Annotated in this window: 23 protein-coding genes and 1 pseudogene; 13 read left to right on the top strand and 11 right to left on the bottom strand. The window is 64.3% G+C overall.

Annotation, left to right across the window (positions count from 1 at the left end; all coding sequences use genetic code 11):
* The first annotated feature begins 443 nt into the window (after positions 1 to 443).
* The gene (locus tag PVZ80_RS08465) at positions 444 to 1,157 is read left to right on the top strand and encodes a GntR family transcriptional regulator (RefSeq protein WP_009048558.1); all 714 of its coding nucleotides are present in this window, start codon (positions 444 to 446) and stop codon (positions 1,155 to 1,157) included.
* A 6-nt stretch (positions 1,158 to 1,163) separates the two neighbouring features.
* On the opposite strand, the gene PVZ80_RS08460 is transcribed toward PVZ80_RS08465, so the two are convergent.
* The 3 genes from PVZ80_RS08460 to PVZ80_RS08450 form a co-directional block, all read right to left on the bottom strand.
* Entirely contained in the window at positions 1,164 to 2,114 is a 951-nt protein-coding gene (locus PVZ80_RS08460; protein WP_124340023.1) for a PDR/VanB family oxidoreductase, read from the bottom strand.
* Between the two features lie 108 nt (positions 2,115 to 2,222).
* On the bottom strand, positions 2,223 to 3,284 hold the full coding sequence (locus tag PVZ80_RS08455) for an aromatic ring-hydroxylating oxygenase subunit alpha (protein WP_009048560.1): 1,062 nt from the start codon (positions 3,282 to 3,284) through the stop codon (positions 2,223 to 2,225).
* Between the two features lie 300 nt (positions 3,285 to 3,584).
* Complete coding sequence (locus tag PVZ80_RS08450; RefSeq protein ID WP_273863666.1) at positions 3,585 to 4,466, bottom strand: LysR substrate-binding domain-containing protein; 882 nt, start codon at positions 4,464 to 4,466, stop codon at positions 3,585 to 3,587.
* A gap of 109 nt (positions 4,467 to 4,575) precedes the next feature.
* Between PVZ80_RS08450 and PVZ80_RS08445 the strand changes: the two genes are divergently transcribed.
* Positions 4,576 to 4,905 carry a carboxymuconolactone decarboxylase family protein gene (locus PVZ80_RS08445; protein ID WP_036985561.1) on the top strand — a complete coding sequence of 110 codons (330 nt, stop codon included), beginning with the start codon at positions 4,576 to 4,578 and terminating at the stop codon, positions 4,903 to 4,905.
* Positions 4,906 to 4,911: 6 nt separating this feature from the next.
* A complete protein-coding gene (locus tag PVZ80_RS08440; RefSeq protein WP_009048563.1) occupies positions 4,912 to 5,286 on the top strand; it encodes a tautomerase family protein in 375 nt (124 codons plus the stop codon).
* A 5-nt stretch (positions 5,287 to 5,291) separates the two neighbouring features.
* Here the strand turns inward: PVZ80_RS08440 and PVZ80_RS08435 are convergent, their stop codons facing one another.
* From PVZ80_RS08435 to PVZ80_RS08420, 4 genes are all read right to left on the bottom strand, one after another.
* On the bottom strand, positions 5,292 to 5,975 hold the full coding sequence (locus tag PVZ80_RS08435) for a phytanoyl-CoA dioxygenase family protein (protein ID WP_273863665.1): 684 nt from the start codon (positions 5,973 to 5,975) through the stop codon (positions 5,292 to 5,294).
* A gap of 155 nt (positions 5,976 to 6,130) precedes the next feature.
* Positions 6,131 to 7,204, bottom strand: a complete 1,074-nt coding sequence (locus PVZ80_RS08430; RefSeq protein WP_273863664.1) for an NAD(P)/FAD-dependent oxidoreductase — start codon at positions 7,202 to 7,204, stop codon at positions 6,131 to 6,133.
* A 108-nt stretch (positions 7,205 to 7,312) separates the two neighbouring features.
* On the bottom strand, positions 7,313 to 7,612 hold the full coding sequence (locus PVZ80_RS08425) for a hypothetical protein (RefSeq protein WP_038631893.1): 300 nt from the start codon (positions 7,610 to 7,612) through the stop codon (positions 7,313 to 7,315).
* A gap of 154 nt (positions 7,613 to 7,766) precedes the next feature.
* On the bottom strand, positions 7,767 to 8,168 hold the full coding sequence (locus PVZ80_RS08420) for a GFA family protein (RefSeq protein ID WP_103331348.1): 402 nt from the start codon (positions 8,166 to 8,168) through the stop codon (positions 7,767 to 7,769).
* A gap of 277 nt (positions 8,169 to 8,445) precedes the next feature.
* Here PVZ80_RS08420 and PVZ80_RS08415 point away from each other — a divergent pair, with 277 nt between their 5' ends.
* The gene (locus PVZ80_RS08415) at positions 8,446 to 9,498 is read left to right on the top strand and encodes an alpha/beta hydrolase family protein (protein WP_009048568.1); all 1,053 of its coding nucleotides are present in this window, start codon (positions 8,446 to 8,448) and stop codon (positions 9,496 to 9,498) included.
* Between the two features lie 127 nt (positions 9,499 to 9,625).
* Here PVZ80_RS08415 and PVZ80_RS08410 read toward each other — a convergent pair whose 3' ends face one another.
* Positions 9,626 to 10,162, bottom strand: a complete 537-nt coding sequence (locus PVZ80_RS08410; protein WP_009048569.1) for an ATPase AAA — start codon at positions 10,160 to 10,162, stop codon at positions 9,626 to 9,628.
* A 277-nt stretch (positions 10,163 to 10,439) separates the two neighbouring features.
* On the opposite strand from PVZ80_RS08410, the gene PVZ80_RS08405 reads away from it, so the two are divergent.
* Complete coding sequence (locus PVZ80_RS08405) at positions 10,440 to 10,784, top strand: cupin domain-containing protein (RefSeq protein ID WP_009048570.1); 345 nt, start codon at positions 10,440 to 10,442, stop codon at positions 10,782 to 10,784.
* Between the two features lie 45 nt (positions 10,785 to 10,829).
* Here PVZ80_RS08405 and PVZ80_RS08400 read toward each other — a convergent pair.
* A pseudogene (locus PVZ80_RS08400) lies at positions 10,830 to 10,991 on the bottom strand (acyl dehydratase); the annotation flags it as partial.
* Positions 10,992 to 11,171: 180 nt separating this feature from the next.
* On the opposite strand from PVZ80_RS08400, the gene PVZ80_RS08395 reads away from it, so the two are divergent.
* From PVZ80_RS08395 to PVZ80_RS08365, 7 genes are all read left to right on the top strand, one after another.
* Complete coding sequence (locus tag PVZ80_RS08395; protein ID WP_101282297.1) at positions 11,172 to 11,633, top strand: NUDIX hydrolase; 462 nt, start codon at positions 11,172 to 11,174, stop codon at positions 11,631 to 11,633.
* Between the two features lie 131 nt (positions 11,634 to 11,764).
* Complete coding sequence (locus PVZ80_RS08390; RefSeq protein ID WP_009048575.1) at positions 11,765 to 12,106, top strand: hypothetical protein; 342 nt, start codon at positions 11,765 to 11,767, stop codon at positions 12,104 to 12,106.
* 99 nt (positions 12,107 to 12,205) lie between these two features.
* Complete coding sequence (locus tag PVZ80_RS08385) at positions 12,206 to 13,462, top strand: TolC family protein (RefSeq protein WP_028682354.1); 1,257 nt, start codon at positions 12,206 to 12,208, stop codon at positions 13,460 to 13,462.
* Positions 13,459 to 14,931: an efflux RND transporter periplasmic adaptor subunit gene (locus PVZ80_RS08380; protein WP_273863663.1), complete on the top strand. Its 1,473-nt coding sequence runs from the start codon at positions 13,459 to 13,461 to the stop codon at positions 14,929 to 14,931. Before PVZ80_RS08385 ends, PVZ80_RS08380 begins: the two co-directional genes overlap by 4 nt.
* Entirely contained in the window at positions 14,928 to 18,083 is a 3,156-nt protein-coding gene (locus PVZ80_RS08375) for an efflux RND transporter permease subunit (protein ID WP_273863662.1), read from the top strand. The genes PVZ80_RS08380 and PVZ80_RS08375 overlap by 4 nt, the downstream gene beginning before the upstream one ends.
* Complete coding sequence (locus tag PVZ80_RS08370; RefSeq protein WP_257374004.1) at positions 18,080 to 18,436, top strand: copper-binding protein; 357 nt, start codon at positions 18,080 to 18,082, stop codon at positions 18,434 to 18,436. The genes PVZ80_RS08375 and PVZ80_RS08370 overlap by 4 nt, the downstream gene beginning before the upstream one ends.
* Positions 18,437 to 18,540: 104 nt before the next feature.
* Complete coding sequence (locus tag PVZ80_RS08365; protein WP_016704540.1) at positions 18,541 to 18,993, top strand: hypothetical protein; 453 nt, start codon at positions 18,541 to 18,543, stop codon at positions 18,991 to 18,993.
* Between the two features lie 93 nt (positions 18,994 to 19,086).
* On the opposite strand, the gene PVZ80_RS08360 is transcribed toward PVZ80_RS08365, so the two are convergent.
* The gene (locus PVZ80_RS08360; RefSeq protein WP_273863661.1) at positions 19,087 to 20,127 is read right to left on the bottom strand and encodes an alpha/beta fold hydrolase; all 1,041 of its coding nucleotides are present in this window, start codon (positions 20,125 to 20,127) and stop codon (positions 19,087 to 19,089) included.
* A 382-nt stretch (positions 20,128 to 20,509) separates the two neighbouring features.
* Between PVZ80_RS08360 and PVZ80_RS08355 the strand changes: the two genes are divergently transcribed.
* The gene (locus tag PVZ80_RS08355) at positions 20,510 to 21,205 is read left to right on the top strand and encodes a tRNA (adenine(22)-N(1))-methyltransferase (RefSeq protein WP_124354920.1); all 696 of its coding nucleotides are present in this window, start codon (positions 20,510 to 20,512) and stop codon (positions 21,203 to 21,205) included.
* Between the two features lie 84 nt (positions 21,206 to 21,289).
* Here the strand turns inward: PVZ80_RS08355 and PVZ80_RS08350 are convergent, their stop codons facing one another.
* On the bottom strand, positions 21,290 to 21,679 hold the full coding sequence (locus PVZ80_RS08350; protein ID WP_273863660.1) for a MerR family transcriptional regulator: 390 nt from the start codon (positions 21,677 to 21,679) through the stop codon (positions 21,290 to 21,292).
* Positions 21,680 to 21,699 lie beyond the last annotated feature (20 nt).

The raw sequence follows: 21,699 nt of genomic DNA, 5'->3' as shown, positions 1-21,699 counted from the left end.
ATTGATCCGTGGGCCGCCGCCACAGGCCATCCATGGCCTGGGGCGGCTAACCCGGCATCCTTGCCGGGTTACCCACGGCTCAATGCCTGCGTTCGGCCATCGTGGTTAACGGGGCGTTCAGATCAAAAGCCAAAGCAAGACGGCGGCCTACCGGCCGGCCTGGGGCTGAGTCGCTCCCTGTAGCCGCTGCCGAGCCTGCGAGGCTGCGATCGACCCCGAAGGAGGCGCAGGATCTTGAGGTCGCTGAAGGCCTGCGGCCTTATCGCAGCCTTCGGCAGCGGCTACAGGGGGGGCGTGTGCTGTGAGGCAGTAGGTTACGTATTTTCTGTAGGAGCGAGGCTTGCCCGCGATGGCGTTGGTGAGGCCGCCACGCCGGTATCGGCATGCCGCCGGCGCAAGGCTTGCGGTACTATGGCCGCCCACGTTTTCTGGAAGTTGCCTGGATGAGTAAGCCCGGTCAATTGGTGCTGGTCGCGCTGCGCAAGATGATCGCCTCGGGCGAGCTGGCGGCGGGGGAGCGGTTGATGGAGATCCCCACGGCGGAGTTGTTCGGGGTGTCGCGGATGCCGGTGCGCATGGCGTTTCGTACCCTGGAGCAGGAAGGCCTGCTGGTGCGGTTTGGCGGGCGTGGGTTCCAGGTGCGTTCGGTGAGTGCCGAGGACATCGCCGGCGCGGTCGAGGTGCGGGGTGTGCTCGAGGGGCTGGCGGCGCGCCAGACCGCCGAGCGCGGTTTGTCGCAGGAGGCGCGGGCGGCCCTTGAGTTGTGCCTGGCCCAGGGCGACCAGTTGTTCGCCAAGGGTTATGTGACCGAGGACGACCTGGAGGTCTATCACGACCTCAACATGCGTTTTCACCAGGTGATTGTCGAAGGCAGCCACAACCCGGCGATCGCCGATGCCCTGGCGCGCAACGATCATCTGCCGTTCGCCTCGGTGACCGCTCTGGCGGTGGATCGCCAGGACATGGCCCGCGAATACCGGCGCTTCAACTACGCCCATATGCAGCACCATTCGGTGTTCGATGCCCTGGTCAATCGCCAGGGCGCGCGGGCCGAGGCGATCATGCGCGAGCACGCCAACGCCACCCTGCGCTATGCCGAGATCTTCAGCAGCGCGGCGGCGGACGAGCGGATGAAGGTGATTCTCCGCCCCGCCTGAATCCCTTCAGATATCCAGCACCAGCAGCGGCGTTTTCGAGCGCGAGCAGCAGGGGGTGAACTGGTCGTTGCGCGCCTGTTCGTCCTCGGTGAGGAACAGGTCGCGGTGCTCCGGCACCCCCTCCAGCACCCGGGTCAGGCAGGTGCCGCAAATCCCTTGCTCGCAGGACATGGCAATCTCGATGCCATGGCTCTCCAGGACCTGCACCACGCTCTTGTCCGCCGGCACCGCAAAGACCTGGCCGCTGCTGGCGACCTTGACCGAGAAACTGCCATCGGCGCGGGTGTCGACGGGGGCGGCGGCGAAGTACTCGCGATGCAGGCAGGACTCCTGCCAGCCCGCGGCCTTGGCCGTGTCCAGCACGTGCTGCATAAAGCCGCCGGGGCCACACACATAGACATGAACATCGTTGCGCGGCGTGGCCAGGACCTTGGCTGCGTCCAGCGCTGTCTCGGGTTCCTGGTCGAAATGCAGGAATACCCGGTCGGCAAAAGGCGAGCTGCATAGACGCTGGACAAAGGCTGCGCGCTCCCGCGAACGGGCGCAGTAGTGCAGCTCGAAATCCGCGCCGCTGTGGGCCAGACGTTCGGCCATGCACAGGATCGGGGTGATGCCGATGCCGCCGGCGAACAGCAGGCTGCGCCGGGCTTCGTGGGCCAACGGAAACAGATTGCGCGGTTCGCTGATAGTCAGCCGTGTGCCGGGGTGGATCTGCTCGTGCATGGCCAGCGAGCCGCCCCGTGAGGCCGGGTCCTTGAGCACGCCGATCAGGTAGCGATGGCGTTCTTCGGGGTGGTTGCACAGGGAGTATTGGCGGATCAAGCCGCCGGGCAGGTGCACATCGATATGCGCGCCGGCGCTGAAGGCCGGCAGCGGGCTGTCATCGGCACTGGCCAGCTCGTAGCTGCAGATGTCCTGGGCTTCGTCGTTACGGGATACCACCACCACATCGATCATCGTCGGTCCTCCGAGTGCTGCCGCCCGTGGCGGTCACTTCTGTTTCTTTTGTTGGGTAAAAGGCTGGGTAAAGGGCAGGGCGCGGCACCGGTGAAATGCCGCGCAGGATCAGGCCGTAGCCGTGGCGATCAGCTGCGCTTCGCCGGCGCGTTCCTGGGCGATCAGGCGCTCCAGCACCCGCCGCGACTGCACGCCGCCGGCGTCGATATTCAGCTTGAGCAGGTTGCGCGTGGGATGGGCGAGCAGGTTCTGTTGCTGGCGTTCGAGCATCTCCAGGTCTTCGCTGAAAATCTTGCCCTGGCCTTCGCGAATGTTCGCGGTCAGCGCCTCGTCCTTCGGGTTGAAGTTGCGCGCCATGCCCCAGAAATACCAGATCGAGGTGTCGCTTTCCGGGGTGATGAAATCCACCACTATGCTCGACGCCTTGGAGTGCGCCGGCGCGTCATAGCCGCCTTGGCCGGCATGGGCCACGCCGACTTCGATCAGCACATGGCTGGGCGGGGTGAAGCGGCAGATCTGCCAGCGGTCCACCGGCACGTCGTCGGCCAGGCCGTTGCCGCGCAGGGCCATGCGCCAGAACGGCGGGGCCATGATGTTTTCCATATGCCGCGCGGTGACTACTTCGTTGCCTTCGACCCTGGTGGTCGGCGGCGCCTCGTCGATTTCCTTCTGGCCGATGCTGGAGGCGTGGACGTAGGTTTCGTGGGTCAGGTCCATCAGGTTGTCGATCATCAGGCGGTAGTCGCACTGGATGTGGAACAGCCCGCCACCGTAGGCCCACTCATCGCTGACCGCCCATTCCAGGTGATGGATCAGCGCCGGGTCGGCCAGCGCCTGGTCGCCGGGCCAGACCCAGATAAAACCGTAGCGCTCGACCACGGCAAAGGTCTTGTTGCACGGGAAGCCGCGCACCCGTTGCCCGGGCATTTCCACGGTCTTGCCATCGCAGCCCATCACCAGGCCGTGATAACCGCACACCAGGTTGCCGTTTTCCACATAACCCAGCGACAGCGGCGCACCGCGATGGGGGCAGAAGTCCTCGACCGCCGCGACCCGGCCCTCCAGGCCACGATAAAACACCATCTTCTCCCCGCAGATCTGCCGCCCCAGGGGCTTGTCGGCGATTTCATCGGGGGTGCAGGCAACGTACCAAGTGTTCTTGGGGTACATGGAAGGCTCTCCAGGCGAGTGATTGTTTTTATTTAATGGATCCATTAGAGGGGCGGTGGTGTTTGAGTGTCAACGATAAAGGCGCGATTTTAGGTGGATTTATGGGCGATTATCGGGCTGCTAGTTGTAGTCTTCGTTTTTAATGGATCCATTTGTAAGTGTTGTAAAACACTCCCAATGGAAAGAACGTCAGCGATGAAGGTGGGGGATGTCGACGTTCGTCGACCCGAGCTGGCGAGCGGGAAGCCGCTCATGCGGCGGCATCTCTTGGGGGGGGGAACGTTGGGGGACAGACCTTTGTTACTTCATAGGGGTGAAGCCGAACGCCTGCTCTTCCAGGTTGGCCTGGATCAACTCGGCCAATTGCCGGGTGGCCGGCGTAAGGTCCTTGTCGCCGCGGTGAAGCACGTAACCCAGGGTCGGTACCGCGGGTAAACCGGGCATGAGGGCGAGATGGCTTGGCAGCCCGATGCGGGTGCGCAAGGTCAGCCCCAGCCCGGCCGCCACGGCCGCCCAGATGCCGGCGACGCTGGGGCTGGTCAGGGCGATCCGCCAGGGAATATGCGCCTCGTCCAGAGCCTGGGTGGCAGCGCTGCGCAGCACGCACGGGGCATCGAACAGGATCAGCGGCAGTGGCGAGTCCGCCGGCAGCGGCGGCATGTCGCGCGCGCCGATCCAGTGCATCTGGGTTTCGCCCAGGCGGGTGGCATGGGGCGATGGCTGCCCCGTGTCCCAGGCCAGCGCCAGGTCCAGGCCGTCGCTGTCGATCAGGGCAAGCAGTTCGGCATTGCGCGCGATCCTGACTTCGAGATTCACCCGTGGGTAGGTCTTGACGAAGCGCCGGAGGATATCGCTGAGGAAGTGCTCGCCAAAGTCCTCCTGCAGCCCCAGGCGTACCGTCCCGGCGGTCTGCTGTTCATGCAGGCTCTGGAAAATGCTGTCGTTCAGTTCCAGGAGCCGGCGGGCATGGCTGAGCAGCGACTCGCCGGTGGGCGTCAGGGCCAGCCCTCGACCGGACCTGGCCAGTACCGGCGTGCCGATCTGCTCCTCGAGCTTCTTGAGCTGGGCGCTCACCGCGGAGGTCGAGCGGCCGAGCCGGTCCGCCGCCTTGGCAAAGCTGTTGAACTCCACGCCGGTGACAAAGGTACGCAGTACATCGAGATCGAAGGTCGGACGGCGCATTCGAATAGTCCACTGATTCGGGATTGTGGCTTCCATTAAATCCAATATTCGGGATGGTTTCGAGTTGATATTTTTCTCCCGTCATTGGGTTATTCAACGAGGAAGCATCATGGACACAGCGATGGGGCAGGGGCGAGAGCCTGAGTACGCGCAAAAATTTGCCGACCTGACCAGGGACGTACTGTTCAGCGATATCTGGCAGCGTACCCAGCTGTCGGCTCGGGAACGCAGCCTGGTGACGGTGGCGGCGCTGGTGGCGTTGTACCGCCTGGAGCAGCTGCCGTTTCATCTGCAGCGGGCGCTGGACAACGGCCTGGGGCGCGACGAGTTGGCTGAGGTGATCACCCATCTGGCGTTCTATTCCGGCTGGCCGACAGCCGCCTCGGCGCTGAAGGTGCTCAGCGATCTACAGGGTTCCAGCCTCGGTTTGCAGGAGTAAGCGTTTATGCCTTTTGCCCGTATTTCCTTGCACCGCGGAAAGTCCGCCGAGTACCTGCAGGCCTTGTCGCAGGGGCTGCACGAGGCGCTGGTCGAGCGTTTCGAAGTGCCGCTGGCAGACCGCTTCCAGATCATTCACCAACATGAAGCGGGCGAGCTGATATTCGACCGCGATTATCTGGGCGGCCCGCGCAGCCATGACTTTGTGCTGATCGCGATCACCGCCGGCCGGCCTCGATCGGTCGAGACCAAACGGCGTTTCTATCGCGACCTGGTCGAGCGGCTGGGCCGGGCGCCGGGCATCGATGCCGAGGATGTGATGGTGGTGATTACCACCACCGAGGCAGAGGACTGGTCGTTTGGCGGTGGGCGGGGCAATTAGCCTGCCTATGCGTTTCTGGTATCAGTCCTATCCAACGGATCGAAGCGCTCGCTCGTGTCCATGCGGATATTTCGCAGGCCCAGGGTTTCCAGGTGCGATGGGTACAGAGACTCGGAAAAATAGCTGATCAGGAGCGAGCGCCGGCGTGCGCCGCTCGCGTTCAGGCTGCCGGCATGCAGCAGATCGACATCGAACACCAGGATGTCGCCGGCTGCGCCTGAAAGCTGCACGGACCGCGACTCATCGTTGAGGTCGAATGGCGGCGCTGCCGGATCGGGACGATGGCTGCCGGGGACGATGCGGGTGGCGCCGTTCTCGGGGCCGTAGTCGTCGAAAAAAGCCAGGGCGTTGGCTATGTCGCCTGGCCGTTGGGCTGACAGGTCGCGGTGCAGCTGCTGATGGCCGCCACCGGCCAGGGGCTCGCGCCCTTCCACCTGGGAGAGGAAAAAGCGTTCCCCGATCAACTCGCCCACCACCGCCAGCACCTGCGGCAGGCGACACACCGCCTGGACCTTCGAATCGGAGTCCAGCAGCGAATGGCGCCAGTCCATGCCTCGCGGCACGGGCCATTGGTTCGACGGCAGCACGCCCGCATCGAACGTGGCACGCAGGTCATCCAGCCATTCGGCCGGGATCGCTCGGCGCAGCAGCACGTAACCCTGTCGATGGAGTTGCTCGCGGTCAGTCATGGTTTTCTCGATTTCCTTATCAGCAATGCGTCCTGTGGAGCGGCCTGGGGCAATAACCGGTCAGTGATCAAGCGTAGCTTTAGCGAGTCCAGTGAGCGGGGCGAACAGGTTTTGTTGGAGAGGTTGTCACCATGCTGGCCCCAGGCATGTATTCCCTACGCCTGGAAGAAGCGCCCGGGACGGCAGGGGGCAAGGGCAGGGGATGCCGTGCCGTCGATAATCTCCTCGCTGGCCAGGCGGCCGACTATCGCCGCCAGCGTGACGCCAGGGTGCATCGCACACACATACACGCCGCCGATATCGGGTAGATAACCGATGATGGGCGTGCCATCGACCGGCATGGGCCTGAGGCCGACACAGGCCGACTCCAGCTCGATGGAAGTAACGCCGTGGAGTTGGTTCCGGATGGCCTGGGCGGTTCGTAGCGCTATCGCGGCTGGCTGGTTTTCCAGCGCGTCGTCCAGGTAATCTTCCGCCGCCAGTAGCCTGCCGTCCGTGCCTTGCCGCACTTCCATTTCCGGGTTGGAGATAAGGGTGTGCACGAGATCGGGTTGTGAGGCGTAGCGGATAAATATGGCTGGAGAGGCCGCTATTGGAAGGGGCAGGTTCAGCCGCTCGGTCAGCTGGGTGATGCCCGTCCCGGCGGCCAGCACGACAATCTCGGCCTCGAGGCTGCCCCTTGTGGTTTCGACGCCCGTCACCTGTGCACCCTGGGTGGTAAAGCCGAGCACCCGGGTCTGGGTGAGCAGCTGGGCGCCATGAGCCTGGGCACCGGCAAGCAACGCATGGGTGGCTTGCACCGCGTCCAGCGCGCCTTCTTCGGCGGCATACCAGGCCTGCTGCGGGGGATGCTTGAGGTTGGGCTCGAGGTCGAGGATCTGCGAGCGCGACACCCGGGTGGCCGAAGGCGGGTTGCCTGAGGCTTGCGGCTCTTCACTTGGGCTTGCGCCGTAGGACAGGGCGCCGCTCCAGCGCACCTTCAGGCCAGGCAGCTCGGTTTCGAGCCTGCGGTACTCCTGGATGGCCGCGCCGCGCAATGACGCGATGGGATCGGGCCCGCTGTGGGAGGTGTTGATCCAGGCGAATGAGCGTCCCGTCGCTCCAGACGCTACGTCTTCAGCCTCCACCAGGATGACCTGTGCGCCTTTGCCTGCCAGGTGATACGCCAGGGACGCGCCCACTATGCCGGCGCCAATGACCACGACTCGCTTGTTTACCGCGTTGCCCATACCAACCTCCGTGTTGTCGACCTGATGAGGGCAGGGCATCCGGATGAACTGATGCCTTGAGAACCGAACGGCCCGCTTCGCTACCTCCCTGTTATTTCCTGCGCACTGCTATTTCTTGCACTCCGCCAACACCACTTTGCAGGTGCCGGGCGTGCCGCCGGAGCGGCCGGCATAACGGATGCAGTTATTCAGGGATTTCTGGCGCGCCACACCCAGGGTGGAACCCCAGGCCAGGCCGCCTTCGCCGGAAGTGGGGAGCGCTTTGGCGTAACAGTTTGAGCCGATGCTGGCGGTCGAATAACGATACTTGGCGGCTTTGCTTGAACATCCCGCTATCAGCGCCAGGTTGATGGCGAGCAGGGAAAACAGGATCCATGACGAGTAGTTGCGTACTGCTGTTCTGGTCATTCCAGTTCCCCTGTATCAAGACGGTAAGAACGTGTTTGCAGTGTTGCTGTATTCAGCTTAGAGGGTATCGCGCCTGGCCTTGGAGCCGTCTGGCGGAGTGGGTGCGTTTGGCCCTGCCTTACGTCGGTTGCCATCCGTTTTTGCCTGATTGCCCTCATGGGTGTTGCGGCCAATGATCCTGGATTTCGTACCACGAAGCCTTGAACGCCACCTGAATGTGTTTCTGTTTATCGGCGGTGAAGGGCGTATCCAGGGTGCCCAGGGCGATCGAGACCCAGTCGGCGTGTTCGCCCTGGTCCCTGGACCAGAACAGCGACGAACCGCACTGGCCGCAAAACTGGCGCAGCACCGATTCGGAAGACCGATAGGACTGGAGGCTCTCGGCCCCCTGAACGATGTGCAGATCACTGCGCAACACACTGCCATAACTGGCGAACGCCGCCCCATGGCTTTTCCGGCACTGGCTGCAATGGCAGTGGGAAAGCGCTTTGGGGCGGGACGAGAGCTGGTATTTGACGGCGCCGCACAGGCAGCTGCCCTGGAAGGTGTCAGTCATTTAAGGGCGCCCCTTGAAACGAAAGGGCGCCCATTTAAGCAGTCGGTGTCGGGGATGTCGAACGGTTGAACCCACAACCAAAAGCGGACGTTCAACCTTCTCACTAACAGACCGCGAATAGCGTTAACGATGAAAACTGCGCACGGCGGTTCGAATGTGGGCTTTAATGCCCGGGCTTATATGCAGCCCCATGAGCTTCGACTCCATACGAAGGTGGATGCGCCTGATGGCGGGTTCAGGCTGCTGTGCACTTGTCTCATTCAAGGAAGAAATGACATTGAAAATAGCTTTCGGCGCCCTGTTGTTGACCTGGCTGGCTACTACCGCACTCGCTGACGAGAACCCTGTCGGCTTCCAAACTTCCATACTGGCGGACTCGCACAATGGGCGCGCACTGGAGATGGTCGTCTGGTACCCCAGCGCAACTACCGCAGCCACGCAGATGATTGGCGATGATGTGGTGTTCGTCGGGGCTCCTGCCGTCCGTGACGCGCCGCCCGCTGCTGGCAAGCATCCATTGTTGGTGCTCTCCCACGGGTACAGAGGTAACTGGAGCAACCAGATCTGGCTTGCCAGTGCCCTGGCTCACAGGGGTTACATCGTCGCCGCACTCAATCACCCTGGCACCACCACTCATGACCTTAGCCCTCAAGCCGCGGCGCAGTTATGGCAGCGGCCCGTCGATTTGCGCCGAGTCATTGACAGGGTCACGACTCAACCTGAAAAGTTCGGCTCGGTCGCCAATGGCCGAATTGCAGTAGTGGGCCATTCACTCGGCGGTTGGACCGCCCTGGAGATCGCCGGTGCTCGTTTCGATCCAGACCGCTTCGCCCAGGAGTGCAAAGCCCACCCGCAGTTATCAAGTTGCACCAACTATGGAAAGATAAAACCCGTAAGCACCTCGGAATCAAAGGCCGCGTTGACCGCCGATTTGCGCGATAAACGCGTCACTGCCGTGGTTGCATTGGACTTGGGCTTTTCGCGTGGCCTGACTGATGAAAGCCTGGCCGCGCTGCCGGTACCAGCGCTGGTGATCGCTGCCGGCGCGCCGTCGCACGACCTTCCCGCTGAGTTGGAGTCTGCCAACCTGGCCAAACGCCTGCCTTCGGCGTCAAGCCGCTACGTCGAAATCAGCGACGCAAGCCATTTCAGCTTCTTGTCGGTATGCAAACCTGGCGCGGAGGTCATGCTCGAAGAAGACGTACCAGGCGATGGCATCATTTGCCGGGATGGTGACAGCGCTCGCCCGCGTGAGGTGATTCAACAGCAGGTTGCAGCGCTGATAGCCGAGTTTCTTCAGTCATCCATCGACAAAGAAGACAGTTTGTAGACTCGTGGTGCGGGAGCTGCCGCAGTTCAACAAAAAAACTGGAGCAGTTTCAACACCCGTGCAATCTGGCGGATCGGTTGAATCCACAGCCCAAGGCGGAGGTTGTGCCGGGATGGCGACCCGCCATTCATTCAAGGCAGGCTTCGGGCGTCGCCGGCAAGCTATCGAGAAACGCGGCAATCTGCCGGGCACCGCGCAAGTGCAGGGTAGGAACCAGCGGGCCTATGGCCAGGCGCACCGCCTCGATACCCGGGCGGTAGCCACGGTCGAAATTCCACACGAAGTTCAGGAAGGTCAGGAATGCCCGGTCGAGCTTTTCCGTGCAGCCTGCGGCAAGGTCAGGCCGGGGGCGGTTCATCAGGCTGCGGATGATCACCCGGGTGAAACAGGTGAGCCGCGGGGTATCGAGCCAGATGATCAGGTCGGCACGGGGCAGGCGAAGGTCGAAGGTGCGCCGGGCATAGTTGCCTTCACACACCCAGGCAGCCGGTGCGACCGCTGCGCGGACCCGTTCGCGGAACTGCTCGGCGTCGGGTTCGACCCAGCCGGGCTCCCAGAACAGTGTGTCCAGGTGGACCACGGGCAGGTTCCGGCGCTTGCCGAGAGCGCGGGCGAGGGTGGACTTGCCGCTCCCGGCATTACCCAGAATTACAATCCGTTGCATGGGAACTTCCTGTCGCAAAAAAGCCGGCGATTGTGCAGGTTTTGCGGCGCCAGTTAAAGGCGGATGGCGGGGGCGACCGCACCAGGAATGAAATGTGTGGTTCCTGAAGCCGAGCGCAGGATATCGATCCCTCCTTGTCCGCATTGGCTGTTCGTTCCGGCCGATTCCTGCCGGCCATGAAAAACCGACTTCGACCCTTTGTCGCCTGTCGGCAGCTCTCGCCTTTCAGGGGTGTCTACTGCTAGTGAGGCTCTGTAGGTACAGAGAGGAGAGCGCCATGAGCAATGAACAGGTGGCACCGGAAACCAAAGGTGTTGCAGTGCAGGTACTGGCAACCATTGACCTGGGTCCCGAGATCGAGGGGATGGCCGGGCGCCAACTCAGAATGCGTCTGGTGACCATCGAGCCTGGAGGTGTATTCGGGCCGATTCACAACCATAAAGACCGGCCAGGCGTCGTCTACATACTGGAGGGAACCATCACAGACCATCGCAATGGCCTCGACACGGACTATGGCCCGGGGCTGGGCTGGCCCGAGGACAGGGACACCACGCACTGGCTCGAGAACCGAGGAACGGTTCCGGCGCGGGAGATCTCGGTCGATATTGTCTGGCAAGAGTAAGTCCGGGCCGAACATCGATAGGGGCGGGCCCGAGGCGCGGTTCACTCAAGGCTGGTCATTCCCCGCGCCCGCCGCCCCATTGGCCGCCCCATTGGTCGGATCGCCCTCGGCCAGCATGCGGACCAGGACTTCCCGTTCCTTCACCCCAGGCACCAGGCCGCGGGTCTGGCCTTCCAGCACGGTGATGCCGTCTTCGTTGGTCATGCTGCACGTGATCATCCGCGACCTGCCGGCCTTCCAGCATTTATGATGGCCGCCTGTCCAGACTGCCCAACGCCCAACGCCCAACGCCTGACGCTGGTGATGAAACGGGTGATTCAGGACCGTTCGCTGGCGCTGTGAGGCGCGCCGGCGAATACATCAGAACAACATTTCAGGGAGATACCGATGCGTGAGCGTAAGTCGGCGAGGTTGCTGGTCATCAACCCTTCGCGAAAGGTCCTGCTGTTCCGCTTCCTGCACAAGGAGGGGGCGCTGGCGGGGGATGACTATTGGGCCACGCCCGGTGGCGGGCTTGAAGGGGCAGAAACCTTCCAGCTTGCGGCGGTCCGTGAACTGCACGAGGAGACCGGTATCCGGGTCGGCACGGTTGGAGAACCGGTGGCCGATCGCCGGTTTCCCATGCAGCTGCCCAGCGGCGAGTGGGTGACTTCCGTCGAGCAGTATTTTGTCGTGCACGCACCAGACCAGCCGCTCTCCCGTGCGGGCTGGACCTCGTCCGAGGCCCAGGTGATGGCCGATCATCGCTGGTGGTCGGCCCACGATCTGCGATCCACCGAGGCCATCGTCTGGCCGGAGTCACTGGTGGAGATGCTGGAAGAGGCGGGGGTGTTCGAGCCGTCCTTGTAGCGATTTTTCCACGCGCTAATCCTGGCTTAATCCCGCTCCATTGAGATCGCGCGCAGCCGGGTTTTTTCGGCGACCTGTTTATGCGATTGGCGCAATTGTAAGAGCGGCTTTCCACCTCTAGACTCCAGCCCATGAAACGCTACCTGCGGTTTTGTCTTGTCTTCCTGATCAGCCTGGCGCTTCCCCTCAGCGGGATGGCGGGCGTCCAGGCGCCGACCGAACCTTGCCCGATGAAGACCCAGGGCATGGCGATGATGGACGACATGGGCATGGACTGCTGCAACGACATGAAAAGCCCGGCCGAGCACGGCAAACCCTGCAAGCCGGGCCAGGAATGCAAGACCGGCGGCATGCTGCAAGTCTCGATCGTCAAGCCTGCCGTGACCCTGAGCCACCCGGTTGTCCTGTCTTTCTCCAGCTATTTTTTGCCCGCGCAAAGCCCTTCCGGGGTGTGGCGACCGCCCCGGGCCTGATTCCTGTACCACACTGAGTCCCATCGCCTATTGAGGCGATGGCATATCTGCGCGCATGTCTGAAGAGTCGCGCAGGGATTCATCACAGGAATCGTCAACATGAACCCCAAGTGCTATTGCACCGGCTGGTCCCTCGTGGTCGGCCTGGCGGCGGGCGTGCTGGTGTGGCCGAGCCTCGCTGGCGCCTTGACCCTCGATGAGGCGTTGCGCCTGGCCGAGAACAACGCGCCGTCGCTGAGCGCCCAGGACGCGAAAATCCAGGCCGCCAGCAGCGCGGCCATCCCCGCCGGCGAGCTGCCCGACCCCAAGCTGTTGCTGGGGGTGCAGAACTACCCCATTGGCGGCCCGGATCGCTGGCGCCTCGACCAGGATTTCATGACCATGCAGATGGTCGGGATCCGCCAGGAAATGCCCAACAGCGACAAGCGCAAGGCCCGCGTCGAAGTCGCCGCCGGAGCGGTCGAGCGGGCCGCCGCCGAGCGTCGGGTGGAGCTGCTGAACGTGCGCCAGGCCACGGCCCTGGCCTGGATCGGCAGCTATTCGGTGGAGCGCAAGGCGGCGCTGCTCCAGGACTTCTACGAGGAAAACCGCCTGCTGGGCGCCACCGTGCGCGCACAGATCGCCGGTGGCCGCGGGTTACCGGCGGATGCGGTGACGCCTCGCCAGGAAGCCGCGCAACTGGCCGAGCGCGAGGACGAACTGATCAGCCAGCGGGCCCAGGCCCGGGCCGCGCTCAAGCGCTGGATCGGCGCTGCCGCCAACGACCGGCCCGTGGGACGTCTGCCCGAGTGGCCGGTGGACAGCGCAGGCTACGTGCACAAGCTGCAACACCACCCCGAACTGGCGGCGTTCGCGCCCATGACCCGCGAGGCGCAAGCCAGGGTGCATGAGGCCGAGGCCGACAAGCAGTCGGACTGGAGCTGGGAGCTGGACTACCAGCGCCGTGGCCGGGAGTTCGGCGATATGGTCAGCGTGCAGTTTTCCTGGGACCTGCCGTTGTTTCCCGGCTCGCGCCAGAACCCCAGGATCGCCGCCCGGCAGGCCGAGCTGAGCCAGCTGGAGGCCGAACGCGAAGCCCTGTCCCGGGAGCATGCCCAGCAGTTGGAAGCGCAGTTGGCCGACTATGAGCGCCTGGATCGCGCGGTGCGCCGCAACCAGCAAAGCCTGGTGCCGCTGGCCCGGGAGAAGGTCGACCTGAGCCTGGCCAGCTATCGCGCCGGCAAGGGCGACCTGGCGGCGGTGGTCGCCGCCCGCCGCGAACTGATCGAAGCCCGCCTCAAGCAGATCGACGTCGAGGAGCAGCGTGCCCTGACCAACGCGCGCCTGTACTTCGCCTATGGGGAGAGTGCGCAATGAATTCGCCGATCTGGAAAGTCGCTTCGGTGGTCGGCGTCTCGCTGGCCCTGGGAGTCGCGGGTGGTTACTGGCTGGCCCAGCCGCGCAGCGGCGAAGCGCCGGCGGTGGCGGTTGGGCAGCAGGCATCGGCCGAGCCCAAGGCGCTGTATTGGTACGACCCGATGTACCCGCAGCAGAAGTTCGACAAGCCGGGCAAGTCGCCCTTTATGGACATGCAGTTGGTCCCACGGTACGCCGAGGGTCAGGGGGGAGAGGGGGATAGCATGGCGGTGCGCATCGACCCGAGCCTGACCCAGAACCTCGGCCTGCGCCTGGCCAGCGTCACGCGCGGGGTGTTGGCCAGCAGCGTCGATGCGGTCGGGGTGCTGGTGTTCAACGAGCGCGAGGTGGCGGTCGTTCAGCCGCGGACCGCGGGTTTTGTCGAACGGGTGTATGCCCGGGCCCCGGGGGATTTGCTCAAGGCCAACGCGGCCCTGGCGGATATCCTGGTGCCGGAGTGGGCGGCGGCCCAGGAAGAATTTCTCGCCCTCAAGGCCAGTGGCGATGCCGGCCTGCTGGCGGCCGCCCGCCAGCGATTGCGCCTCAGCGGCATGCCGACGGCCTTGATCGCCCAGGTCGAGCGCAGTGGCAAGGTCCAGCCGAACCTGACCCTGAGCAGCCCCATCGGCGGTGTGCTGCAAGAGTTGAATGTCCGCCAGGGCATGACCCTGGCCGCCGGCGAGACCCTGGCCCGGGTCAACGGCTTGAACAGCGTCTGGCTGGCGGTGGCGGTTCCGGAGTCGCAGGCCGGCTCGCTGGTCAGCGGGCAGGTGGCCGAGGCTCGTTTGCCGGCTTTTCCCGGGGAGGTGTTCGCGGGCAAGGTCGACGCGATCCTTCCAGAGGCCAATGCCGATAGCCGCACGCTGCGGGTGCGGGTCGAGTTGCCTAACCCGCAAGGTCGGCTGCGGCCGGGCATGAGCGCCCAGGTCAGCCTCAAGCGTTCGACCCGGCAACCTCTGCTGTGGGTGCCCAGCGAGGCGGTGATTCGCACCGGCCGCCGGGCCCTGGTGATGCTCGCCGAAGACGGGGGGCGCTACCGCCCGGTGGAGGTGCAGCCAGGGCCGGACAACGCTGGCCAGACGGCGATCTTGCAAGGCCTGGAGGAGGGGCAGCAGGTGGTGGCGTCCGGGCAGTTCCTGTTGGATTCGGAAGCCAGCCTCAAGGGCATTGTCGCCGCTTCGTTGGCAGAGCCCGCAGCGGTCCTGCATGAAGCCGAAGGGCAGATCCTGGTCATCGACAGTCAGGAAGTCACGCTCGCTCATGGTCCCTTCAAGAGCCTGGGCATGCCGGCCATGACCATGACCTTTCCTCTGGCCAATCCCGGCCTGATGCAGGGCCTCAAGGTGGGCGACAAGGTGCGGGTGGCGCTGAGCCAGAGCGGCAATGAGCTGCGGGTCCAACGCCTGGATAAAACGGGGAGCCAGCCATGATCGCGGCCGTGATTCGTTGGTCGGTGGCCAACCGTTTTCTGGTGTTGCTGGCGACCCTGTTCGTCAGCGCCTGGGGTGTCTGGTCGGTACAGAGCACGCCGGTTGACGCGCTGCCGGACCTGTCGGATGTGCAGGTGATCATCCGCACGCCCTATGCGGGGCAGGCGCCGCAGATCGTCGAGAACCAGGTGACCTATCCGCTGGCCACCACCATGCTCTCGGTGCCCGGGGCCAAGACCGTGCGCGGCTATTCGTTCTTCGGCGACAGCTTTGTCTACGTGCTGTTCGAGGACGGCACCGACCTGTACTGGGCCCGCTCGCGGGTGCTGGAGTACCTGAGCCAGGTCCAGAGCCGCCTGCCGGCCAGCGCCAAGCCGGCGTTGGGGCCGGATGCCACCGGGGTTGGCTGGATTTTCCAGTACGCCCTGGTGGACCGCAGCGGCGGGCATGACCTGGCGCAACTGCGCGCCCTGCAAGACTGGTTCCTCAAGTTCGAGCTCAAGACCCTGCCGAACGTCGCTGAAGTCGCCACCGTGGGCGGCATGGTCAAGCAGTACCAGGTGCAACTCGACCCGCTGAAACTGGCCAGCCTCGGTATCACCCAGGCCGAGGTCGGCGCGGCGATCGGCAAGGCCAACCAGGAAACCGGTGGCGCGGTGCTGGAGATGGCGGAGACGGAGTTCATGGTGCGGGCTTCCGGCTACCTGAAGAGCCTCGCTGACTTCCGCGCGATCCCGCTCAAGCTCGGGGCGGGCGGGGTGCCGGTGACCCTGGGCGAGGTTGCGACTGTCCAGCTCGGCCCGGAAATGCGCCGTGGCATCGGCGAACTGGACGGCGAGGGTGAGGCTGTGGGCGGCGTGGTGATTCTGCGCAGTGGCAAGAACGCCCGGGAAACCATCGCCGCGGTGAAGACCCGCCTCGAAGAGCTCAAGCGCAGCCTGCCGGCCGGCGTGGAAATCGTCACCACCTACGACCGCAGCCAGCTGATCGACCGTGCGGTGAGCAACCTTGGCCACAAGCTGCTGGAGGAGTTCATCGTCGTCGCCCTGGTGTGCGGGATCTTCCTCTGGCACCTGCGCTCTTCCCTGGTGGCGATCATCTCCTTGCCGATCGGCGTGTTGATCGCCTTTGTGGTGATGCGCCAGCAGGGGCTCAACGCCAACATCATGTCCCTGGGCGGCATTGCCATCGCGGTCGGGGCCATGGTCGACGCGGCGGTGGTGATGATCGAGAACGCCCACAAGAAACTCGAGGCCTGGCACCAGGCCCATCCCGGGCACACCCTGCAGGGCGAGCAGCGCTGGCAGGTGATCACCGCGGCGGCGACCGAGGTCGGGCCGGCGCTGTTCTTCTGCCTGTTGATCATCACCCTGTCGTTCATCCCGGTGTTCACCCTGGAGGCCCAGGAAGGGCGGTTGTTTGGTCCGCTGGCGTTCACCAAGACCTATGCCATGGCCGCGGCGGCGGGGCTGTCGGTGACCCTGGTGCCGGTGTTGATGGGCTACTGGATTCGCGGGCGGATTCCCAACGAGCAGCAGAACCCGCTGAACCGTGGGTTGATCCGCCTCTATCAACCGGCCCTGGACGCGGTATTGCAAAGGCCCAGGGCGACCTTGCTGCTGGCCTTGCTGGTGTTCCTCAGCGCGCTATGGCCGCTCTCGCGCCTGGGGGGCGAGTTCCTGCCGCCGCTGGACGAGGGCGACCTGCTGTACATGCCTTCGGCGCTGCCGGGGCTGTCGGCGCAGAAGGCGGCGCAGCTGCTGCAACAGACCGACCGGCTGATCAAGAGCGTGCCCGAGGTCGAACATGTGTTCGGCAAGGCTGGCCGCGCGGAAACCGCCACCGATCCGGCGCCCCTGGAGATGTTCGAAACCATCATCCGGTTCAAGCCCCATGAGCAGTGGCGCCCCGGCATGACCGCGGAAAAACTGGTGGCCGAGCTGGACCGGGTGGTGCGGGTCCCGGGGCTGACCAATATCTGGATTCCGCCGATTCGCAACCGCGTGGACATGCTCGCCACCGGCATCAAGAGCCCGATCGGGGTCAAGGTGGCCGGCAGCGACCTGCGGCAGATCGATGCCGTGACCCAGGCCGTCGAGCGAGTGGCCAGGGGCGTGCCCGGGGTCAGTTCGGCGCTGGCCGAACGCCTGACGGGGGGGCGTTACATCGACGTGGATATCGACCGCCAGGCGGCCGCGCGCTACGGCCTGAACATCGCCGATGTGCAGTCGATCGTCAGCGGCGCCATCGGCGGGGAAAACATCGGCGAGACCATCGAAGGGCTGGCCCGCTTCCCGATCAGCCTGCGGTACCCCCGGGACTGGCGGGACTCGCTGGGGGCCCTGGAGCAGTTGCCGATCTACACCCCGCTGGGCAGCCAGATCACCCTCGGCACCGTGGCCAGGGTCAGGGTCAGCGAGGGTCCGCCGATGCTCAAGAGCGAAAACGCCCGGCCTTCGGGCTGGGTGTATGTCGATGTGCGGGGGCGGGATCTCGCCTCGGTGGTCGCCGACCTGCGCCGGGCGGTCAGCGAGCAGGTGCGCTTGCAGCCGGGCATGAGCCTGGGCTACTCCGGGCAGTTCGAGTTTCTCGAACGGGCCAATGCCCGGCTCGCGTGGCTGGTGCCGGCCACCTTGCTGATCATCTTCGTGCTGCTGTACCTGACCTTCGCCCGCTTCGACGAGGCCTTGCTGATCATGGCCACGCTGCCGTTCGCCCTCACGGGCGGGGCGTGGTTTCTCTACTGGCTGGGGTTCAACCTGTCGGTGGCCACCGGCGTCGGTTTTATCGCCCTGGCCGGGGTGTCCGCCGAGTTCGGCGTGATCATGCTGCTGTACCTGAAGAACGCCTGGGCCGAACGCCAGGAGTCCGGCGAGGGCAGCGAGCGCGGGCTGCTCGCGGCGATTCGCGAAGGCGCGGTGCAGCGTGTGCGCCCCAAGGCCATGACCGTGGCGGTGATCATCGCTGGCCTGTTGCCGATCCTGCTGGACAGCGGCACCGGCAGCGAAGTGATGAGCCGCATCGCCGCGCCCATGGTCGGCGGCATGCTCACCGCGCCCTTGCTGTCGCTGTTCGTCATCCCGGCGGCCTATCGCCTGATGCGCCGCCGGCACCTTCCTGTTGTCTCCCACACTCAAGGAAAAAACCTATGAAACTGATCCAGATCGCATTCACTGGCACCCTGGCCACGCTGTCCCTCGCCGCCTACGCGCAGGACATGCCCGGCATGAAAATGGACGACATGAACATGAACGGCATGCCGATGAAGCAGGAAGCCCGGCAGGCTCGACAGGCCACTGCCGAGGGCACGATCAAGGCCATCGATACCGCGAAGCAGCGGGTGACCATCGCCCACGGCGCCGTCCCCGCCGTGCAATGGCCGCCGATGACCATGGCCTTTGCCGCGACTGCGCAGCAGCTGCAAGGGCTGGCGATCGGCGACCGGGTGACCTTCGTATTCCACCTGGAAGGCGGCGCGGCCACTATCGTTTCCATCAGGAAGTAAAACCGTGAGGCCGGCATGTGCAGGCATGCCGGCCTCGCGCTCATTATTCACAGCAGCGCCGTCGATTCGTTCCTCTCTCTACCATCCAACAGAGGGAACGCACGATGAACAACACCGAACTCAGCCACCTCATCCTCAGCGACCACTCGCGCATCGAGGCCGCCATCAGTACCGGCGCGGCCTGGGAAGTCTGGTTCCAGGTCGAGTTTCTGATGCTGCTGCGCGCAGCGCACCTGGGGGTCGCTCGCGAAGTGCCTTACCCACCGCCGAACCAGGCCTTGCACCTCGACGTGCTGGCCCGGCACAACGTCGAGAGTTATGCCATCGAAGTGAAAGTCGAAAGCGCTACCAATGCCGGCAACAAGCTGTTGGCGGAAACCCGCAAGGACATCGAGAAGATTGCCAAATACACCGAGCCGGTCGATGCCCGCTGGGTGGTTTCCCTGGCCTACAGCGACGTGGCCAAACACTCGTTGCGCGGGTTCACTGGGCAGAACAACGGCCATGCCATCTACCATGAGTCCGGCGCGATCGGCTGCATGATCGTCACGGTTTGACCCCTCGCCGGCGACAGGAGGACCCACGGCCCTCCTGTCGCCGGGTTGGTTTTTCCAGGGCATGCCCTGACGCTGAGGACGGTCAGGCCAGCCTCAAAGACGATCCGCATCGATCACCGCCTGGGCGAACGCCCGCGGGTCTTCCTGCGGCAGGTTGTGGCCGATGCCGCCGCTGATCAGGCGGAACTGGTATTTGCCGGTGAAACGCTTGGCGTAGTCCGCGGGGTTCGGGTGCGGCGCGCCGTTGGCATCGCCTTCCAGGGTGATGGTCGGTACGCCGATGGCCGGTGCCGTGGCCAGTTTCTGCTCCAGCGCGGCGTAGCGGCTTTCGCCTTGAACCAGCCCCAGGCGCCAGCGGTAGTTGAACACCGTGATGTCGACATGGTCGGGGTTGTCCAGGGCCTTGGCGCTGCGCTCGAAGGTGGCGTCGTCGAACTTCCATTGCGGCGAGGCCAGCTGCCAGATCAGCTTGGCGAAGTCGTGGGTGTTTTTCTCATAGCCGGCGCGACCGCGCTCGGTGGCGAAATAGAACTGGTACCACCACTGCAATTCCGCCTTGGGCTGCAGCGGGTTCTGCCCGGCCGCCTGGTTGCCGATCAGGTAGCCGCTGACCGACACCAGCGCCTTGACCCGCTCCGGCCACAGCGCCGAGACGATGTCCGCCGAACGCGCGCCCCAGTCATAACCGCCGAGCACCGCTTGCTTGATCTTCAGTGCATCCATGAAATCGATGACGTCGCTGGCCAATGCGGCCGGCTGGCCATTGCGCAGGGTTTTCGCCGACAGGAAACGGGTATCGCCGTAGCCGCGGGCATAGGGCATCAGTACCCGGTAACCCTTGGCCGCCAGCAAGGGCGCGACCTCGTCATAACTGTGAATGTCGTACGGCCAGCCGTGCAGCAGAATCACCACCGGGCCGTCGGCGGGGCCGGTTTCGGCGTAGGCCACGTCCAGCAGCCCGGCGTTGACATGCTTCAGCGGGCCGAACGGCGAAGGGGCGGCATAAGTGGTGCCGCTGCCCGCGTCGGGTTGCGCCGCTGCGGGCGTCTGCGCCTGGGCCGTGCCGAGGAGGCCGAACAGGCTGAGGGCCAGGATCGACGCGCCGATGGTGTGGTTGCGCAGTGTCATCTTCATGCTGATCTCTCCATTGGATTGCAAGCCGTGGGGCGGGGGACCTGGCTGATCCCCTTCAACCTGGGTTGCATTTGACGGCCGCGACGTATCTGGCCTGTGTCCGAATCCTGGGGCGGGTGCAAGCGTGTGTACTGGGGAGGGCGGTAGATACAGTGCGATACACAGGGGATGGGCAGAGTCCCATTCCCGCTTCCCGGGCTCTGCAAAGATCGAGGCAAAAGCGGCTCATGCCCCGGCTTGCCTTGGCGCCGATACGCGAGCGGCAGGACGGCGCGAACCCTGGCCCTGGTCGCATAAATTTGAAATGCGCGGCATTGCCCGACAGAATCGCGCCCCGATCCGGCCACAGGCGCCGGACGTTCGTGGTGAAAAGGGGCGGCAGTTGAACCAACAGACATTGTCCATGCGCCTGGAGCGTGTGGCGGCGCATGTGCCAGCGGGTGCGCGCCTGGCCGATATCGGCTCGGATCACGGTTATCTGCCGGTGGCATTGCTGCGCCGTGGCCTTATCGCCGCGGCGGTGGCCGGCGAGGTGGCATTGACGCCGTTCCACGCGGCCCAGCGCAGCGTGCGCGAAAACGCCCTGGATTCGGCCATCAGCGTGCGCCTGGCCAACGGCCTGGCGGCGATCGAGCCGGAAGACGGGATCACGGCGATCAGCATTTGCGGCATGGGCGGCGAGACCATTCGCGACATCCTCGACAGCGGCAAGGCGCGCCTGAATGGCAAGGAACGCCTGATCCTGCAGCCCAACGGCGGCGAGCAACCCCTGCGCCAATGGCTGATGGAGCATGGCTACCGCATCCTCTGCGAGGAAGTGCTGCGGGAAAACCGCTTTTTCTACGAAATCATCGTCGCCGAGCGCGCCGGGCCGGTGAGCTACACCGCCGAGGAACTGTACTTCGGCCCACTGCAACTGCAGGCCCGCAGCCCGGCCTTCCTGGCCAAGTGGCAACGCATGCTGCGCCTGAAACAGAAGACCCTGGCCCACTTCGCCCGGGCACGGCAGGCCGTGCCCGAGGAGAAGGTCCAGGACATCGCCCGGCAGACCCGGTGGATCAGCGAGTTGCTGGCTTGAGCGTGGTCCAGGATTTGCGTGAGGCGAGAGGGCTCTGAGTCAACCTGGAATTCGTAGAGACAGCGGATGCTTGAAACTGGAAGTTCAGTTGGAAGAGTTGTTCAGCTGCTGAAGCTCAAGTTGCCTGGCAGCGCTGGCTTCGAGGTTTGCACGCTCTTGATCCAGATACCGATAAATGCCTTGGAGGTTAGTAATTTTCTGTTTGATTTCTGCCATCTTCTTTTCAATCAGCTTGGCGCCGTCAGCACAATCGATCAGCTTGTTCCGCTGCGCATCCAGAATCTCGCCTATTTCCCCCAGGGCAAACCCCATGCTCTGCGCACGCTGGATAAAGTCCAGATCCTGCAGAGTCTGCTCTGTGTAAATGCGATAGTTGTTAGTTTGCCGCAGCGGTGAGATCAGGCCGATTTGCTCGTAGTAACGCAGCGTATGGCGGCTGGCGCCGCTGCGGGCCTCGAGTTCGCCGATTTTCATGAAAACACCGCTTGACTGTA

Origin of the sequence: Pseudomonas sp. B3G-3 (genome assembly GCF_028640915.1) — a bacterium.
Taxonomy (GTDB): Bacteria; Pseudomonadota; Gammaproteobacteria; order Pseudomonadales; family Pseudomonadaceae; genus Aquipseudomonas; species Aquipseudomonas chlororaphis_I.
The sequence above is the reverse complement of the archived record's forward strand: the minus strand, read 5'-3'. Positions and strand labels throughout refer to the sequence as shown.

Bases quoted from the DNA above. Each gene is read 5' to 3' on its own strand.
- PVZ80_RS08390 (WP_009048575.1), top strand. From the start codon at position 11,765: ATGAAACGCTACCTGCGGTTTTGTCTTGTCTTCCTGATCAGCCTGGCG.
- PVZ80_RS08465 (WP_009048558.1), top strand. From the start codon at position 444: ATGAGTAAGCCCGGTCAATTGGTGCTGGTCGCGCTGCGCAAGATGATC.
- PVZ80_RS08360 (WP_273863661.1), bottom strand. From the start codon at position 20,127: ATGAAGATGACACTGCGCAACCACACCATCGGCGCGTCGATCCTGGCC.
- PVZ80_RS08450 (WP_273863666.1), bottom strand. From the start codon at position 4,466: ATGCGCCGTCCGACCTTCGATCTCGATGTACTGCGTACCTTTGTCACC.
- PVZ80_RS08350 (WP_273863660.1), bottom strand. From the start codon at position 21,679: ATGAAAATCGGCGAACTCGAGGCCCGCAGCGGCGCCAGCCGCCATACG.
- PVZ80_RS08435 (WP_273863665.1), bottom strand. From the start codon at position 5,975: ATGACTGACCGCGAGCAACTCCATCGACAGGGTTACGTGCTGCTGCGC.
- PVZ80_RS08430 (WP_273863664.1), bottom strand. From the start codon at position 7,204: ATGGGCAACGCGGTAAACAAGCGAGTCGTGGTCATTGGCGCCGGCATA.
- PVZ80_RS08445 (WP_036985561.1), top strand. From the start codon at position 4,576: ATGGACACAGCGATGGGGCAGGGGCGAGAGCCTGAGTACGCGCAAAAA.
- PVZ80_RS08370 (WP_257374004.1), top strand. From the start codon at position 18,080: ATGAAACTGATCCAGATCGCATTCACTGGCACCCTGGCCACGCTGTCC.
- PVZ80_RS08395 (WP_101282297.1), top strand. From the start codon at position 11,172: ATGCGTGAGCGTAAGTCGGCGAGGTTGCTGGTCATCAACCCTTCGCGA.
- PVZ80_RS08385 (WP_028682354.1), top strand. From the start codon at position 12,206: ATGAACCCCAAGTGCTATTGCACCGGCTGGTCCCTCGTGGTCGGCCTG.
- PVZ80_RS08440 (WP_009048563.1), top strand. From the start codon at position 4,912: ATGCCTTTTGCCCGTATTTCCTTGCACCGCGGAAAGTCCGCCGAGTAC.
- PVZ80_RS08460 (WP_124340023.1), bottom strand. From the start codon at position 2,114: ATGATCGATGTGGTGGTGGTATCCCGTAACGACGAAGCCCAGGACATC.
- PVZ80_RS08405 (WP_009048570.1), top strand. From the start codon at position 10,440: ATGAGCAATGAACAGGTGGCACCGGAAACCAAAGGTGTTGCAGTGCAG.
- PVZ80_RS08420 (WP_103331348.1), bottom strand. From the start codon at position 8,168: ATGACTGACACCTTCCAGGGCAGCTGCCTGTGCGGCGCCGTCAAATAC.
- PVZ80_RS08375 (WP_273863662.1), top strand. From the start codon at position 14,928: ATGATCGCGGCCGTGATTCGTTGGTCGGTGGCCAACCGTTTTCTGGTG.
- PVZ80_RS08425 (WP_038631893.1), bottom strand. From the start codon at position 7,612: ATGACCAGAACAGCAGTACGCAACTACTCGTCATGGATCCTGTTTTCC.
- PVZ80_RS08380 (WP_273863663.1), top strand. From the start codon at position 13,459: ATGAATTCGCCGATCTGGAAAGTCGCTTCGGTGGTCGGCGTCTCGCTG.
- PVZ80_RS08365 (WP_016704540.1), top strand. From the start codon at position 18,541: ATGAACAACACCGAACTCAGCCACCTCATCCTCAGCGACCACTCGCGC.
- PVZ80_RS08455 (WP_009048560.1), bottom strand. From the start codon at position 3,284: ATGTACCCCAAGAACACTTGGTACGTTGCCTGCACCCCCGATGAAATC.
- PVZ80_RS08410 (WP_009048569.1), bottom strand. From the start codon at position 10,162: ATGCAACGGATTGTAATTCTGGGTAATGCCGGGAGCGGCAAGTCCACC.